The sequence below is a fragment of the Streptomyces sp. NPDC005408 genome (assembly GCF_040606445.1).
GTDB lineage: Bacteria > Actinomycetota > Actinomycetes > Streptomycetales > Streptomycetaceae > Streptomyces.
Genome location: NZ_JBEXEX010000021.1, coordinates 63,213 through 77,883 on the forward strand (window position 1 = coordinate 63,213; position 14,671 = coordinate 77,883).

The 14,671-nt window shown below is 69.5% G+C and carries 17 protein-coding genes; 10 read left to right on the top strand and 7 right to left on the bottom strand.

The window, feature by feature from the left end; all coding sequences use genetic code 11:
• Window positions 1-60: 60 nt before the first annotated feature.
• Entirely contained in the window at window positions 61-360 is a 300-nt protein-coding gene (locus ABZS64_RS20885; RefSeq protein WP_355831497.1) for a YciI family protein, read from the top strand.
• Window positions 361-386: 26 nt separating this feature from the next.
• Here the strand turns inward: ABZS64_RS20885 and ABZS64_RS20890 are convergent, their stop codons facing one another.
• Window positions 387-1,511, bottom strand: coding sequence for an oxidoreductase (locus tag ABZS64_RS20890; protein ID WP_355831500.1), 1,125 nt, complete (start codon window positions 1,509-1,511; stop codon window positions 387-389).
• 211 nt (window positions 1,512-1,722) lie between these two features.
• On the opposite strand from ABZS64_RS20890, the gene ABZS64_RS20895 reads away from it, so the two are divergent.
• A complete protein-coding gene (locus tag ABZS64_RS20895; RefSeq protein ID WP_355831503.1) occupies window positions 1,723-2,139 on the top strand; it encodes an SsgA family sporulation/cell division regulator in 417 nt (138 codons plus the stop codon).
• Window positions 2,140-2,141: 2 nt separating this feature from the next.
• Here the strand turns inward: ABZS64_RS20895 and ABZS64_RS20900 are convergent, their stop codons facing one another.
• Window positions 2,142-2,978 carry an isocitrate lyase/phosphoenolpyruvate mutase family protein gene (locus ABZS64_RS20900; RefSeq protein WP_355831506.1) on the bottom strand — a complete coding sequence of 279 codons (837 nt, stop codon included), beginning with the start codon at window positions 2,976-2,978 and terminating at the stop codon, window positions 2,142-2,144.
• A gap of 377 nt (window positions 2,979-3,355) precedes the next feature.
• Between ABZS64_RS20900 and ABZS64_RS20905 the strand changes: the two genes are divergently transcribed.
• Window positions 3,356-4,996, top strand: a complete 1,641-nt coding sequence (locus tag ABZS64_RS20905; protein WP_355831509.1) for an ABC-F family ATP-binding cassette domain-containing protein — start codon at window positions 3,356-3,358, stop codon at window positions 4,994-4,996.
• On the opposite strand, the gene ABZS64_RS20910 is transcribed toward ABZS64_RS20905, so the two are convergent.
• Window positions 4,993-5,850: a hypothetical protein gene (locus ABZS64_RS20910; protein ID WP_355831512.1), complete on the bottom strand. Its 858-nt coding sequence runs from the start codon at window positions 5,848-5,850 to the stop codon at window positions 4,993-4,995. The genes ABZS64_RS20905 and ABZS64_RS20910 overlap by 4 nt on opposite strands.
• A 70-nt stretch (window positions 5,851-5,920) precedes the next feature.
• On the opposite strand from ABZS64_RS20910, the gene ddaH reads away from it, so the two are divergent.
• Window positions 5,921-6,697 (top strand): dimethylargininase, encoded by a 777-nt coding sequence (gene ddaH / locus ABZS64_RS20915; protein WP_355831514.1) that lies wholly within the window; start codon window positions 5,921-5,923, stop codon window positions 6,695-6,697.
• Between the two features lie 115 nt (window positions 6,698-6,812).
• The gene (locus ABZS64_RS20920) at window positions 6,813-7,787 is read left to right on the top strand and encodes an acyl-ACP desaturase (RefSeq protein WP_355831517.1); all 975 of its coding nucleotides are present in this window, start codon (window positions 6,813-6,815) and stop codon (window positions 7,785-7,787) included.
• Between the two features lie 22 nt (window positions 7,788-7,809).
• On the opposite strand, the gene ABZS64_RS20925 is transcribed toward ABZS64_RS20920, so the two are convergent.
• Window positions 7,810-8,604 carry an SDR family oxidoreductase gene (locus ABZS64_RS20925; RefSeq protein ID WP_355831519.1) on the bottom strand — a complete coding sequence of 265 codons (795 nt, stop codon included), beginning with the start codon at window positions 8,602-8,604 and terminating at the stop codon, window positions 7,810-7,812.
• 132 nt (window positions 8,605-8,736) lie between these two features.
• Here ABZS64_RS20925 and ABZS64_RS20930 point away from each other — a divergent pair, with 132 nt between their 5' ends.
• Genes ABZS64_RS20930 through ABZS64_RS20945 form a run of 4 tightly spaced genes read left to right on the top strand, consistent with a single transcriptional unit; the run spans window position 8,737 to window position 11,569 of the window.
• Window positions 8,737-9,039 (top strand): hypothetical protein, encoded by a 303-nt coding sequence (locus ABZS64_RS20930; protein ID WP_355831522.1) that lies wholly within the window; start codon window positions 8,737-8,739, stop codon window positions 9,037-9,039.
• A complete protein-coding gene (locus tag ABZS64_RS20935; protein WP_355831524.1) occupies window positions 9,032-10,255 on the top strand; it encodes a putative T7SS-secreted protein in 1,224 nt (407 codons plus the stop codon). Before ABZS64_RS20930 ends, ABZS64_RS20935 begins: the two co-directional genes overlap by 8 nt.
• A 10-nt stretch (window positions 10,256-10,265) precedes the next feature.
• Window positions 10,266-10,958: a hypothetical protein gene (locus tag ABZS64_RS20940; RefSeq protein WP_355831527.1), complete on the top strand. Its 693-nt coding sequence runs from the start codon at window positions 10,266-10,268 to the stop codon at window positions 10,956-10,958.
• A 38-nt stretch (window positions 10,959-10,996) separates the two neighbouring features.
• On the top strand, window positions 10,997-11,569 hold the full coding sequence (locus ABZS64_RS20945; protein ID WP_355831529.1) for a hypothetical protein: 573 nt from the start codon (window positions 10,997-10,999) through the stop codon (window positions 11,567-11,569).
• A gap of 36 nt (window positions 11,570-11,605) precedes the next feature.
• On the opposite strand, the gene ABZS64_RS20950 is transcribed toward ABZS64_RS20945, so the two are convergent.
• Window positions 11,606-11,851, bottom strand: a complete 246-nt coding sequence (locus tag ABZS64_RS20950; RefSeq protein ID WP_355831530.1) for a WhiB family transcriptional regulator — start codon at window positions 11,849-11,851, stop codon at window positions 11,606-11,608.
• A 92-nt stretch (window positions 11,852-11,943) separates the two neighbouring features.
• A complete protein-coding gene (locus tag ABZS64_RS20955; RefSeq protein ID WP_355831533.1) occupies window positions 11,944-12,738 on the bottom strand; it encodes a VOC family protein in 795 nt (264 codons plus the stop codon).
• A gap of 184 nt (window positions 12,739-12,922) precedes the next feature.
• Here ABZS64_RS20955 and ABZS64_RS20960 point away from each other — a divergent pair, with 184 nt between their 5' ends.
• A complete protein-coding gene (locus ABZS64_RS20960) occupies window positions 12,923-13,594 on the top strand; it encodes a TetR/AcrR family transcriptional regulator (RefSeq protein ID WP_355831536.1) in 672 nt (223 codons plus the stop codon).
• 97 nt (window positions 13,595-13,691) lie between these two features.
• Here ABZS64_RS20960 and ABZS64_RS20965 read toward each other — a convergent pair whose 3' ends face one another.
• The gene (locus ABZS64_RS20965) at window positions 13,692-14,585 is read right to left on the bottom strand and encodes an alpha/beta hydrolase (RefSeq protein ID WP_355831538.1); all 894 of its coding nucleotides are present in this window, start codon (window positions 14,583-14,585) and stop codon (window positions 13,692-13,694) included.
• Window positions 14,586-14,671 lie beyond the last annotated feature (86 nt).

Below are 14,671 nucleotides of genomic sequence, written 5' to 3' on the forward strand. Positions count from 1 at the left end.
GTCGATCAGGCCGGACAGGGCCTAGGTACCAGGGCTCCCCCGTCGCGTAGCCTGGCGATCATGTTCGTACTGGAATTGACCTACACCGCGCCCGTCGAGCGCGTCGACGAGCTCCTGGATGCGCATGTGGCCTGGCTGGACGGGCTCTACGAGGAGGGCGTGTTCATCGCGTCGGGCCGCAAGAACCCGCGCGACGGCGGGGTGATCCTGGCCGTCGGGGACGACCGCGCGACGATCGAGAAGATCGCGGCGGCCGACCCCTTCACGGTGGGCGGTGTGTGCGAGTACCGGATCACGGAGTTCATCGCGACCAAGACCGCGCCCGAACTCGCCCCGTATCGCCAGCAGTTGCCCTCGTAGCGATTCCTACGGGCGAAAGGAGCGGCTCAGAACTCGAGCCGTGCCACGCGGCCCTTCTCGCCCGACGCCCAGCAGCCGAAGTCGGCCGTGCAGTCGACCGTGTCGTACGAACCCGTGTCGACGGTGCGCCAGCTGCGCCCGCCGTCCAGGGTCAGATCGGTCCCGGTCGGGCCGACGGCGAGCGCCGCGGACCGGCTGTGCGGGAGCCAGGCCACGCCCGAGCGGTAGGCGGGCGGCGGAGTCTTCGACTGCTGCCAGCTGCGGCCGCCGTCCCCGCTGACCGCTCCGGCGCTCGGGGATGCCTGGTCGGGTCGGTAGTCGCCGCCGACGGCGATGCCATGGGCGCGGTCGCGGAAGGCCAGCGCGAAGACCCCGCGGGCCGGATCACCGGCCGGGATCGTCGAATCGGCGGCGGTCCAGTTGAGGCCCCGGTCGGCGGAGTGCAATACCCGCGCGGTCGCGCCGCCACCGGTCGCCAGCCAGGCATCCTTGGGGCCGGAGCTGACCAGGCACTGGCCGCTTGCGGCGAACGCCGCCTCCCCCGGCAGGGCCTCCGGCATCCCGGCGCTCGGCAGCACCTTCCACGACTTTCCGCCGTCGCCGGTCGACAGGATGCGGTACTTGCCGTCCACCGGGTCGCTCATCGCGAGGCCGTGGTGGCTGTCGAAGAAGGTGATGCAGTCGTAGAAGGCCTTCGGGTCGGTGTTACGGAAGGACTCGGTCCAGCTCGCGCCGCCGTCCTCGGTACGGAAGACCCGGGATGCCTCGCCCTCTCCGATCGCCAGCACCACGGCTCGCTTGCCGTCGAACGCCTCGATGTCGCGGAACTCCAGCTCGCCCGCCCCGGGCGGGGAGACATTCAGCCAGCTCCGCCCGCCATCCGCGGTGCGCAGGACCGTGCCCTTGGAACCCGCCACCCAGGCGGCCCGGTGGCTGACGGCCGCGAGGCCCCGGAACCGTACTGCTGTGCCGGTGTTCTTCAGGCTCCAGGCGGGACCCTTCTCCCCGGCCGTCTTCTCCCCTGCCGCTTTCTCGCCTGCCCCGCGGCCGGTCTGCTGGGCCGCCTGTGCCGGTGCGGCCAGTGCCGCGGCGACCGCCGCCGCGCACAGTCCCACCGACACCATTCGTCTCGTCTTCCCCATGGACGTCATGGCGCTGGAAGCTAGCCCACGGGCCGGACCCCGTCCAGGGTGCGGCGCGCCGACCACCGTCACCGGACATCCGCCCCATGCACGACCATTCAGGGCCCTGCGTCGAGCGGTGACACACGTCACTCCACTTTCCGATGCACGGATTCCGTCGTTCCTACGTCTCTGACGGTGTCAGGGAGACGTCAGCGAGCCGCACACGAAGGAGCAGGCCTTGTCCACCGTCATCGAGCAGGCCGTGCAGGCCCGCCTGGTCGCCTCGGCGCCCCAGATGGAGTCTGTTCCAGCCACACTGCGTTACGACCGCGAGGATCCCTTCGCCGTGCGCATGGCCTTCCCACCCCCGGCGACGCTGGAGGGCAACGAAGTGTCCTGGGCGTTCTCGCGCGAGCTGCTCGCGGCGGGCATCGACGCACCGGCCGGAGTCGGCGACGTACGCGTCAGGCCCTTCGGCTTCGACCGGACGGTCGTGGAGTTCCACGCCCCGGAGGGCGTCGCGATGGTGCACATCCGCACCAGCGAACTGCGCCGCTTCCTCGAGCGCGTCCAGGACATGGTCCCCGACGGGCGTGAGCACCTGTACCTCGATCTCGACCACAATCTGGCCGAGCTGCTGCGCGACGCCTGCTGACGTCAGCACACCTCTGCACTCAGCCCCTGATCCGTACCCATCAGTGTGTTGAGTTCCTGGTAGCCGTATCCGCCGGAGAGAGCGGTGTACGTTCCCGCACCCAGCAGTTCGCGGGCCGCGTCGCGCACCAGCGCATGGACGGCCTGGGCGATCCCCGCGCCGACGCTGATCCGGGCGGCGCCGAGCTTCGCGAGTTCCGCCGTGCCGGGTGCTCCCGGACCCGCCATCACATTGAGGGGCGCGTCGATCCCCCGGGCGAGGGCCTCGACCGTCGCGCCCTCCACGACGCCCGGCACGAAGATCCCGTCCGCGCCTGCCGCGAGACAGTCGGCGGCCCGCTTCAGCGTCTCGTCGAGCCGGTCGGCCGCCGGGCCGATGCCCGCCAGATAGACGTCGATACGCGCATTGATGAACAGTGGCACGCCTTCCGCGTCGGCGGCCGCGCGGGCCACGGCGATCCGCTGTGCGTGCTCCAGCGCGGGCCGCGCCCCGTCCTCGACGTTGACGCCGACGGCTCCGGCGGCAAGCACCGCGCGGATCGTCTCGGCGACCCCGTCGGCGCTCTGCGCGTAGCCGTCCTCGATGTCCGCCGTGACGGGCACGTCGACGGCGGCGGTGATACGCGCCAGCCGGTCGAGCGCGGCACCGCGGTCGACCTGGCCACCGTCCGCGGCACCCAGGTCCCAGGCGACGCCCGCGCTGGTGGTGGCTATCGCGGCCGCGCCTGCCTGGGCGATGATCCGGGCGCTCGCGATGTCCCAGGCATTGGGGAGGACCAGCGGGCGGTCGGCGGTGTGCAAGGAGCGGAAGTGGCAGGCGAGTTCACTCAGGTTCGTCATGCCGTGAACTCAACCAGCGCACGATGCCCGGTGGCTGGCGGGAATCCGACAACACGGTGACCGTGAGCAGGGCATTCGGTGCCGCCCCGCGCCGGCCACGATAATGCGTTGACAGCCTCCAGACCCCCTCGTACGGTGTATGAGGGTCCTGTTGTCGTCGATTGGAGAAGGACGTTGCTCGTCTGAGGTCTTGAGACACCGTGCGTCACAGCTGCTTCCGGCATTCTGTGCGCTCTGCGTGCGACCTCGGCATTCGAGCCGTTCTCCCCCGGCCGGGACCTTCTTCATTTCCCTTGTGTCTCCCGGCGGCCGTCGCCCGCGCCGCGGTGTCTCCACCCGTTGCCCTTGCCCCTTCTTCATGCAACCGGGAGACCCGTATGTCTACTGCCCCCACCCACATCACCTGCTCCTCGCTCTCCTTCGCCTGGCCCGACGGCACCGGCGTCTTCGACGACTTCCATCTCGCGGTCGGACCGGGCAGAACCGGTCTCATCGGCCTCAACGGCTCAGGAAAGTCAACGCTGTTGAAGCTGATCGCGGCCGAACTCGCACCGACGGACGGATCGGTCCGCACCGCGGGCGAGGTCGGCTATCTGCCGCAGAACCTCGTGCTCGACACGGAGCTGAAGGTGGACGAGGTGCTGGGCATCGCCGCGACGCGTGCCGCGCTGCACGCCATCGAGGCGGGCGATCCCGGCGAGGAGCACTTCACGGCGGTCGGCGACGACTGGGACGTCGAGGAACGGGCGCACGCCACCCTCGACCAGCTCGGCCTCGGCCACATCGGGCTCGACCGCACGATCGGCGAGATCTCGGGCGGCGAGGGCGTTCTGCTGCGGCTCGCTGCTCTGCTGCTTGCCAGACCCAGCGTCCTGCTGCTCGACGAGCCGACCAACAACCTCGATCTGTACGCGCGGCGACGGCTGTACGACGCGGTCGCCTCCTGGTCCGGAGTGATGGTCGTGGTCAGCCACGACCGTGAACTCCTGGAGCTGGTCGACCAGATCGCCGATCTGCGCGACGGCGAAGTCAGGTGGTACGGCGGCAACTTCTCCGCGTACGAGGAGGCGTTCGCCGTCGAACAGGAGGCTGCTGAGCGGATGGTGCGCGTCGCCGAGTCGGATCTGCGCAAGCAGAAGCGCGAACTGGCCGACGCTCACGTCAAGTTGGCCAAGCGGGTGCGGTACGGCCAGAAGATGTACGAGACCAAACGGGAGCCGCGCGCCGTGATGAAACTGCGCAAGCGCACCGCTCAGGTCTCGGCGGGCAAGCACCGCATCATGCACGAGGAGAAGCTCGCCGAGGCGAAGGAGCGGCTCGACGAGGCCGTGGACGCGGTCCGCGACGACGACGAGATCCGGATCGAGCTGCCGTTCACCAAGGTCCATCCGGGCCAGGGTGTTCTGCGCCTGAGCGAGCTGCGGCTGCGCTACGGAGCCGAGGTGAAGGGAGAGTTCGAGATTCGCGGCCCCGAGCGGATCGCGCTGGTCGGACGTAACGGAGCGGGCAAGACGACGCTGCTGCGTACGATCACCGGCGAGCTGGAGCCGCTCGCGGGTGAGGCGGTGGCCGAGGTCCCGCTCCGCTTTCTGCCGCAGCGGCTCGATGTGCTCGACGACGAGCTGAGCGTCGTGGAGAACGTGGCGCGGTTCGCGCCGGACGCCACCAACAACCGGATCAGGGCGCGGCTCGCCCGCTTCCTCTTCCGGGGCGCGCGGGCCGACCAGCCGGCCGGGACACTGTCGGGCGGCGAGCGGTTCCGTGCGGCGCTAGCCGCGCTGCTGCTCGCCGAACCGGCGCCGCAGCTGCTGATGCTCGACGAGCCGACGAACAATCTGGACATGGCGAGTGTGAAGAGGCTGACAGCGGCGCTGGAGTCGTACGAAGGGGCGCTGATCGTGGCCAGTCACGATGTGTCGTTCCTGGAGTCGATCGGCATCACACGCTGGCTGCTGCTGGACGGCGAGCTGCGGGACATCACGGCGGACGAGGTACGGGAGGGCGAGCTGCCTGGCTAACGGGGCAGCCAGACGGAGGCGGCGCTGGCCAGCAGCGGCGCGAAGACCACGATCCCGGCCTGGAGTTCGGCGTACGCACCCGCCTCCGCGCCCGTCAACTGGTCGAATCTGGCCCGCTGTTCGGCACGTTCGAGCAGCGGGCCGCCCTCGTCGACGGCGAAGAGGGGGAACAGTTCTGCGCTCAGCTCCCGGGCGCGCGCCCGCAGGGCGAGCGCGGCGGGTGCGTACACGACGGCGACCAGGAGCGAGCCGACCCCGCCGAAGATCAGCACGACTTCGGGCCGGGTCGCCTCGGCCAGCCTTCCTGTCTTGACCAGGTCGTTCTCCACCCGGATCGCGGCGCCAAGCGCCAGCGTGGAGAGCGCGACCAGTGAACCGAGCCCGGCGAGCAGTGACCGCAACTGCCTGCGACGGGTCAGCAGCCACTCGGCCCGCTCCCCGGCCGAGCCGCTCCGGCGGGTGAGCGCCGCATGCCGAATGGCCAGTGCTACCCACACCACGGGGATCGCACCGATGAGCGCCGTGCCGACCAGCACCGGCGCACGCCACGCACTCCAGCCGTTGAGGAGCTGCGAGGCCAGAGCGTCCAGCACCGCCAGAACGACCAGCCCGGCCGCGATCGCCGTGATCTCATGGCGCGGCCTGCGCTCGTCCTCCGGCAGCGCGCGCCACTGGGCCAGGCCCTGATGGAAGACGAGGCCCGCGCAGCCAGTGAGGGCGAGAGCCAGCGCGCCCCAGACGGGCCACAGGTCGGAGTGGCGGTTGCGTGAGGTGGTCACCACCAAAGTGCCCGCCGCGAGGCCGAGCGCCACGGGCGCCACTCGTCCCCATAAGCGGCCTGTCGGGGATTCCATCGCCCAAGCATGGCGGGTCATGATGGGCGCCACCAGACCCGTGATCCCCTGGCCCCCTGGAGAACCCCCCGTGCCCAGCAGGAAAGCCCTGATCCGCCGCCCCAGCCCGCGCCTCGCCGAGGGCCTGGTCACTCATATCGAGCGCTCCCCCGTCGACGCCGCGCTGGCGCTTGAGCAGTGGGAGACGTACGCCGAGACCCTGCGCGAGCACGGCTGGGAGACCGTCGAGGCGGAACCGGCCGACGACTGCCCGGACGGCGTGTTCATCGAGGACACGGTGGTGATGTTCCGCAATGTCGCGCTGATCGCCCGCCCGGGGGCCGAGTCCCGCCGCCCGGAGACGACGGCCGTCGAGGAGACCCTGGCCCGGCTCGGCTGCTCGGTGAACTGGGTGTGGGCGCCGGGCACGCTCGACGGCGGCGATGTGCTCAAGATCGGCGACACGATCTACGTCGGCCGCGGCGGCCGTACGAACGCGGCGGGGGTCCAGCAGCTGCGCGCCGCCTTCGAGCCGCTCGGCGCCCGCGTCGTGGCCGTGCCGGTGACCAAGGTGCTGCATCTGAAGTCGGCCGTGACCGCGCTGCCGGACTCCACCGTCATCGGCTACCCGCCGCTGGTGGACACCCCGACCGTCTTCCCGCGCCATCTGCCCGTGCCGGAGGAGTCCGGCGCGCATGTGGTGCTCCTCGGCGGCGGGAAGCTGCTGATGGCGGCGAGCGCGCCGAAGACGGCGGAGCTGTTCACGGATCTCGGCTACCAGCCGGTCACGGTGGACATCAGCGAGTTCGAGAAGCTCGAAGGCTGCGTGACCTGCCTCTCCGTACGCCTCCGCGACCTGTACACATAACGGAACGTAACCGGACATCCGTCATCCGGGCTTGGCCGGAGGCTTATCGCCGCCTTAACCTACGGTCTCGTAACCTACGAAGCCGTAAGTACTCTCCCGTCCCCCAGGAGCACCCGTGACGATCACCTCTCCCCACCTCGGCAGTTCGGAAGCGTGGACCGACGCCCGACTGCTGTATGCGCTGGAAGAGGTGGTGGAGAAGGAACTCAACCGCCATCTCAAGGTCGCCAAGGACTGGATGCCGCACGAGTACGTTCCGTTCACCGACGGCCGCAACTTCCCCGGCTTCTTCGAGGACGGCCAGGCCTGGGAGCCCGAGCAGTCCAAGGTCACCGACATCGGCAAGATCGCGCTGGTCGTGAACCTGCTGACCGAGGACAACCTCCCCAGCTACCACCACGAGATCGCCTCCCTGTTCGGCCGCGACGGCGCCTGGGGCACCTGGGTGCACCGCTGGACCGCGGAGGAGGGCCGGCACGGCATCGTGATGCGCGACTACCTGCTCACCTCGCGCGCCGTCGACCCGGACAAGCTGGAAGAGTTCCGCATGGCGCACATGGCGGAGGGCTTCGAGTCCGACAACCGCCACTCCATGCTGCACTCGGTGGCGTACGTCGCCTTCCAGGAGCTCGCCACCCGCGTCTCGCACCGCAACACCGGCCACCAGTCGGGCGACCCCGTCTGCGACCGGATGCTGGCGCGGATCGCGACCGACGAGAACCTGCACATGGTCTTCTACCGGAACCTGCTGGGCGCGGCCTTCGAGATCGCCCCCGACCTGACCATGCAGTCCGTGCGCGACGTCGTCGTCAACTTCCGGATGCCGGGACACGGCATGCCCGGCTTCGAGCGGGCCGCCGCGCAGATGGCGATCGGCGAGATCTACAACATGCGCATCCACCACGACGACGTACTGCAGCCGGTGCTGCGCTTCCTGAAGGTGCTCGACATAGACGGTCTGGGCCCGGAGGGTCTGAAGGCGCAGGAGGAGCTCGGCCTCTACATGGGCGGGCTGGACTCCGAGGCGACGAAGTTCGACGAGAAGCTCGCGGCCCGCAAGGCCCGGATGGCGGCGCGCGCGGCGGGCTGAGCCCCGCTGCCAGGCGGCCGGCTCACCAGTCGGCCTCCTCGTAGTCCTTGAGAAACACACCGGCGAGTGGTGCGCCCGCCTCGCCGCGCACTATTGGGTCGTACACACGGGCCGCTCCGTCCACGATGTCGAGCGGCGTCCGGACCCCGGCGGCGGCGATACGCGCCTTGCGCGGTGCCGGGTTCTCGTCGGTGATCCAGCCGGTGTCGACGCTGCACATGTGGACACCCTGAGTGGCTAGCTGAGCCGCGCTCGTGCGAGTGAGCATGTTGAGCGCGGCTTTCGCCATGTTGGTGTGGGGATGGCCGGATGTCTTTCTGCGTACGGCGAACCTCCCCTCCACCGCCGACACATTCACGATGTACCGGCGCGGCCGGGGCGAGGCGAGGAGTAGCGGGAGCAGCCGGTCGGCGAGCAGCGCGGGTGCGAGGGCGTTGACGAGCTGGGTCTCCAGGAGCTCGGCCGGGTCGAGCGATCCGAGGCGTACGGACCAGGAGTTGTCCGGGGAGGGGTGCCGCAGGAAGGTGCCCGGCCGTCCGGTACCGGTCAGCGCCGCGTCCTCACGCCGGTCGAGCGCACCGGTCGCGGTGCCGGCGGTGACGGCGGCGTCCGCCTCGGTCTCCACGCACCTGCGTGCCTTGCGGCGTTTGTTGCGGCTCTCGCGCGCGAAGGACGCGGCGATTTCCTCGGCCCTCATCCGCACGGGATCGTCCATCGGCAGGGCACGCAGCCTGCGGACGGTGCGGTGGAAGGCCGCGAGCTCGTCGTGAGTGACGTTGCCCTGAGTGACGCTGCCGTGAGTGACCTTGTCGTCCATGTGCTGCCCGCCCCCGTTGTTTCGGGGCGATCTTAATGACCGGCCGTGCGTGTCAGCATCCGGATATCCCACCACCCGTCAGGGGTACGGCATTTATCCAGTTCGGTCGATGATCTGCCAAGGTGGTCGGCCATGGATCGTGATCTTCAGGTGGACACCGACCAGTTGGGCCGTTTCTCGCGTGCCCTGGGCAGCTCGCTGACCTCGCTCGCGGAAGCGAGACGGGCACTGGAGCATGTACGGGCCGACCAGGTGGGCACGAAGGACCTCGACGAGGCATGCGACCACTTCCAACGACGGTGGAAGTACGGCGCAGAGCAACTGGGCGCGCGAATCAAGAAGGTTCACGGCGGTGTGCGCCTGAGCCACGAGGGCTACGTCCAGGTGAACAAGGCAATCGAGGCGGCGTTCAAGGCGGTGGACGCGCATGCCTGAATACCCGCACCTGGGCTGGAACCCGGTCCCGGGAAGCCCGTCGGCGATCGCCGCGCTCGCATCGAAGCTGAGCACTTCGGCAACGGCACTCGGCACGGCGCACCGGCTGGTGAACCAGCTGCTCGGCGAAAGCACGTACTGGCGGGGCGAGGCGGCGGATGCGTTCCGCGAGGCGCTGGACGGGGATCTGCAACGGCAGTTGAAGAACGCGCACCGGTCGGTGTCGAAGGCCGCTTCGAAGCTGCGGGGATGGCACGACGACCTGGTGGGCTACCAGGCAACGGCGAAGCGCTACGACACCCAGGCGGCGGCGGACGCGGCAACGCTGAAGCGCGCGGAAACCCACGAGACCGGGGTGCGCTCCACGCCAGACGCGCCGGATTCCGAACTCCGGGCGGCGGGCGAGTCAGTGACGGCGGCGCGGGAGGCGCTGGAGTCGGTGCGGAGGCTGGCGCGGGAACTGGAGGAGACGCACAGGGTGGAGGCGGGGCGGGTCGCGAAGGCGCTGAACGAGGCGACGGGGCGGCTGGCGCCGCAGGAACCGGGTGCGTTGGACAAGGTGATCGACTGGATCGACGACAACCTGGGTGACTGCCTGAGCCTGTTGTCGGCCACGCTGGGCCTCATCGCGATCTTCGTCACCGCTCCGGTCGCCCTACCGCTGCTGTTCGCCGCGGCCGGACTGAGCCTTGCAGCTCTCGTGTCTCACGCTTCCGATCCGAAACACAGCGCTGCGCTCAAAGCGGGCTTCACCCAAGGCAAGTTCAACAGTCAATTCTGGTCCAGTGCCGTCACGCTTTCCGGGGATGCGCTGGGGGCGCTACCCGGCGTTGGCGCGATCGCACAAGGCGCCAAGGGAATGGCGGTAGCGACCAGGTCGGGGCTCGCGGCCGAGCAGGGGGCCTCGGCAACCCTTCGCAGCGGAGCCCGAGCCTTGGGCAGTGACTCCGCCACCGCGATGCGCGAGGCCAATGAGGCACCCAAACCCGTCCTCGACTGGGTAGTTCGGCGGACCAGTCCCCGCGCCGAGACTCCCCTGGAGGCTGGCGTGGCCGGCAGCGCCGTAGTGACCGCGGGAGTCGGGCTCACTCCCGCTGACGACAGCGACGCCGTCAGGAACACCGCGACAGGGATCGACGCCGTGCGCATGGGCGCGTCCGACGCCCCTGGAGCAGGCGTCAACGCGGCCCGAACGTGGGCACAACTGGTTCGTTAGGAGCATCGACATGACAAACGTCCCCGCCTTGGAGCGGCAGGCGAACACGTGCTGGTTCCGTCTCCCTCCCGGATTCATCGACCTCGATCCTCATGGCCTGGACGCTCTTCGAGATCGAGCGGTCGAGGACCTGTCATCGCTTCATCTGGAGCCCGGCGTCCGCGAGCAGCGACTGCACGAAACCCGGGTACTTCTGGGTCTGCTCAGCGATGTCTACGGGCAGGGCACCATGCACATGGCCTTGGGCATGCACGCCGGTGGGGACCTGGAAATCTCCACGTCCGTGCTCTCGTTGTCCGACGTCCTCACCAAAGCGCCAACCCGCGCACTGGCCGCTGCCCAGTGCGGTCTTCAACTCGCGACGGATCCGTTCGGGACAGTTGTCCGTCGCGCGATCATCGATCTGCCCTGCCGCACTCCAGCGACTCTCGTTACGTGCCTCCTGCCCGCACTGCCCCCGCGACTCGGCAGTGACGCAGGAATTTCATTCGAGACCTCAGAGGTGTTCCAGGCACGCCTGGCTGTCGCACGTCCGACGGGTCCTCGTGTGGTTCTTGTCGACCTGACGACCACGACACTCGAGCTCTCGGAGGAGTACACGGAGATCCTGCTCGGTATCGGCCGCACGCTCGCCTTCGCCGATCCCACTCAGCAGCCCGCAGCTCCGATGCGCCGCAGCCGCCTGCTGGACGTGCTGCTGTGACCCTGACCGAACCCCCGGTGCCACTGACACAGAGCGCCTTGGAGTATCCACCGACTGCGGCGGCATACCGCAGGCTTGTCCGGCGGCGTCAGCTGTGGTTCGTCGGATTCCTGAGCGCGCCACTGGTGCTCGTCGGAGTGGGCATCCATCAGTCGCTGCCGGACTGGGGCATCCCCCTCTTCGCCGTTGCACTGCTGGCAAGCCCGGTAACCGTGGCAGTCTCTGCCCTGGCACTGATCCACTCACCGCGTACGGCCCGCGTCCTCCGCTCCTACCCATGGCGTGCGTACCCCTGCATGTATCCACCCCGCGGGCAGCGCCGGGACTTCCTCATCGCAGTCATGATCGCGCCGGGTCAGGAGCTGGTCCTGCACACGTCCCCGTACCGCTGCGATCTGCAGCACAAGCAAAATGAGCACCCAGACGTGATCTGGTTCGCCGGTGACCCCGCCTGTGGTGGCGTGCTCTCCCCGGCCGGAGGCCACTATCCGGCCAGAGCGATGCGCGCCGCATTGTGGGACAGCCGGCCCCCCGAGCTGCCACCGGCCGACGCCCTGGCCGAGCAAGCGGGACTCGCCAAGGACGGGCGCTACCTGCGCCGCTGGTTCTGACGGGGACTGGGGCGAGGCCCACCCCGAGGAAGAGGTTCAGCCCTGGCTCCGCTTGAGCCGGTGCCGCTCCTTCTCCGACAGCCCGCCCCACACCCCAAATCTCTCGTCATGCGCCAGCGCGTACTCCAGGCACGGAACCCGCCCCTCGCAAGCCCCGCACAGCTGCTTCGCCTCCCGCGTCGACGAGCCCGGCGCCGGGAAGAAGAATTCAGGGCCCGCCTGGGCGCACAGCGCGGTCTCCTGCCAGGAGGGTTCTTGGTCAGTGGTGGTGTTGATCGGCATGCCGCACACATTCCCCGGCGCGGATAAACACCGGATCAATGACGTATCAACGTCCCCATCGGCATCACCCCGAGCACCCCGAGCCGGACGGCTCAGTCGTCCTGCTGCACCCCCTGCATCACCGCGAAACGCGCCCCCGCCGGGTCCGCCAGTTTCGCGAAGCGGCCCACGCCCTCCATGTCGACCGGGGCCATCCGGACCTTGGCGCCCAGTTCCTCGGCCTTGGCCACGGTCGCGTCGCAGTCCGGCACCTCGAAGTACGGCAGCCAGTATGGGCCCTCCGTCTCGCCGGGGTCCGTGGCCAGGGGGACGATGCCGCCGAACATGGCCTCTGCGCCCGCGCCCGCCGGGTTGAGCATCGTGTACGAGCCCGTGCCGTCGGGCAGCGGCATCGTCGAGGTCTCCCAGCCGAATACGCCGCGGTAGAAGGTGAGGCCCGCGCCCGCGTCATCGGTGTACAGCTCGGCCCAGACCAGCGTGTTGGCGTCGTTGACGGCGTCGAGGCCCTTGTTCTGGCCCGGCTGCCACGTCGCGAAGGCCGCGCCCGCCGGGTCGGTGAAGACGGCCATGCGGCCGAGCTCGAAGACGTCCATCGGTTCGAACAGGACCGCGCCGCCGCCCGCCTGGACCGCCTTGGCCGTGGCGTCGGCGTCGGGCGACTGGAAGTAGAGGGTCCAGCCCGGTCCGCCCTGCTCGGGGGTGACCGTCATGGCGCCCGCGACGGTCTTGCCGTCCAGCTGGTACATGCCGTAGCCGCCGGCATCGGGACCGGCCGACTGGAAGGTCCAGCCGAAGAGGCCGCCGTAGAAGGCGGTCGCCGCGTCGAGGTCGGGGGTGCCCAGGTCGATCCAGTTCGGGGAGCCCGTGACGAAACGGGTGGTGAGCATGGTGTGCTCCTTCGAGGTGATCCCGTTGCCCTGTCCTGCCTTGTACCGTCCTGCCTTGTACTGCCCTGCCTTGTCCTGCCTTGTTCCGCCCTGTCGTGCCGAGTCTGCTACCGATCCCCCACGGCCGCACCCAGTCAGCTCCGCCCGATATCCGCACGATCGTGCGTTCAGTACGATGGCAGATATGAGCAGCGGCAGCACACGCACGGACAGCCGTACGGACGGACGCGTCGAGCGCGGCAACCAGACCCGGCGGCTGGTGCTCGAGCACACGATGAACATCGCCTCGGTCGAGGGCCTGGAAGGGCTCTCCCTCGGCCGTATCGCCACCGAGCTCCGGCTCAGCAAGAGCGGCGTCTTCGCCCTCTTCGGGTCCAAGGAGGAGCTTCAGCTGGCCACGGTGCGGGCCGCGATCGATGTGTACGTCGACCATGTCGTACGGCCGACGCGCGAGCTGCCGCCCGGGGCGGCCCGGCTGTGGGCGCTGTGCCGTCACTGGCTGGACTACTCCGCGAACCGTGTCTTCACCGGCGGCTGCTTCTTCCACGCCGTCACGGCGGAGTTCGACGCCCGCACCGGGCCGGTGCACGACGCCATAGCCAAGGCCCGGGCCGACTGGGTGCGCTATGTGGAGCGGACCATCGATGAGGCGCGGCTCGCGGGCGGCCTCGACGCGGAACTCGACGTACCGCTGCTCGCGTTCGAGATCATCGCGCTGATGGAGGCCGCCAACACCGAGTCCGTACTGAACAACGACAACTCGGCGTACGACAAGGCTGAACGAGGCATCCTCGGCCGCCTGCGGGCCGCCGCCACCGACCCGTCGGATCTGCCCCAGAAGGCGCAGAGCCGCTGAGGATCCAGCGCAGCTGACGGCCCGGCGCCCCCGGGCCCCTGAGGCCAGCCTCCGCGCGACGGCCTCCCGTCCGCCTGGAAGCCTCCGCGCGGGACCCCTACGCCCGCCCCTCCCGAACCGCGGAAGCCGCGGGCACCTCGTTACGCCCCGACACCGCGAAGTCCACAGCCTCGGCAACGACTTCGGGGTCACCCAGTATCCGGCGGTGCCCGAGCCCGCGCGTGACGACCAGCCGGGCGCGCTCCCCGTGCGCCGCCGCGATGGCCCGCGACTGGGCCGGGGGCACCATCTCGTCGGCCTCGTCGTGGAAGAGCAGGACAGGAATGGCCACCTCCTCGGGCCGGTAGGTGGCGCTGAAGAGCCGCCCTATCCCCGGTTCGTCCGCGAAGGGCAAGTTCTCTATATGGACGCGCAGTTCGCGCATCACCCGGTCGCGCAGCCGGAGGCCGTCGCGGAACTCGTCCAGGAGATAGTCGAATTCCGCGACTCCGCCGATCCCCACGATGCGGCCTGCCGTCACCTCACCGCGCAGCGCGAAGAACGACGCGAGGACCCCGAAGGAGTGGGCGACGACGGCGTCGAAGTCGCCGTGCTGTGCGTGCAACTGCCGGATGATCTCGCGGTATTCGAGGATCGTGGAGGCGCGTCCCGTGGAATCCCCGTGCCCCGGCGCGTCGAAGGTGACGGGGCTGTAGCCCTTGTCGCGCAGCGCGGTGATGAAGTCGGCGAACCGGGAGCTGCGCGACGACCAGCCGTGTACCAGCAGCACGGGACGGTCGCCGTCTCCCCATGCATAGGTGACGACGCTCTTGCCGTTGACGGCGAGCCGGGCGGTGCGCGCCGTGGCGAGCAGTTCGCCCTCGGACGGCCGCGGCCGGCTGCGCCCGAGAGGGCGGACGAAGGCCGCGAACGCCATGCGTCCGGCGAGGCGGGGCGCGACGTAAGAGGTCGCGTTCAGGGCGGTGCGAAGCAGCAGAGCCGTGGGGTGCATGCCCGGTTCTCCTCGATCGGCCTATGGTGTGGAAAGATTTTAGCACGATCGTTCGCACAGTTTCTTGCCCAGAAAGGAAGCCCGCC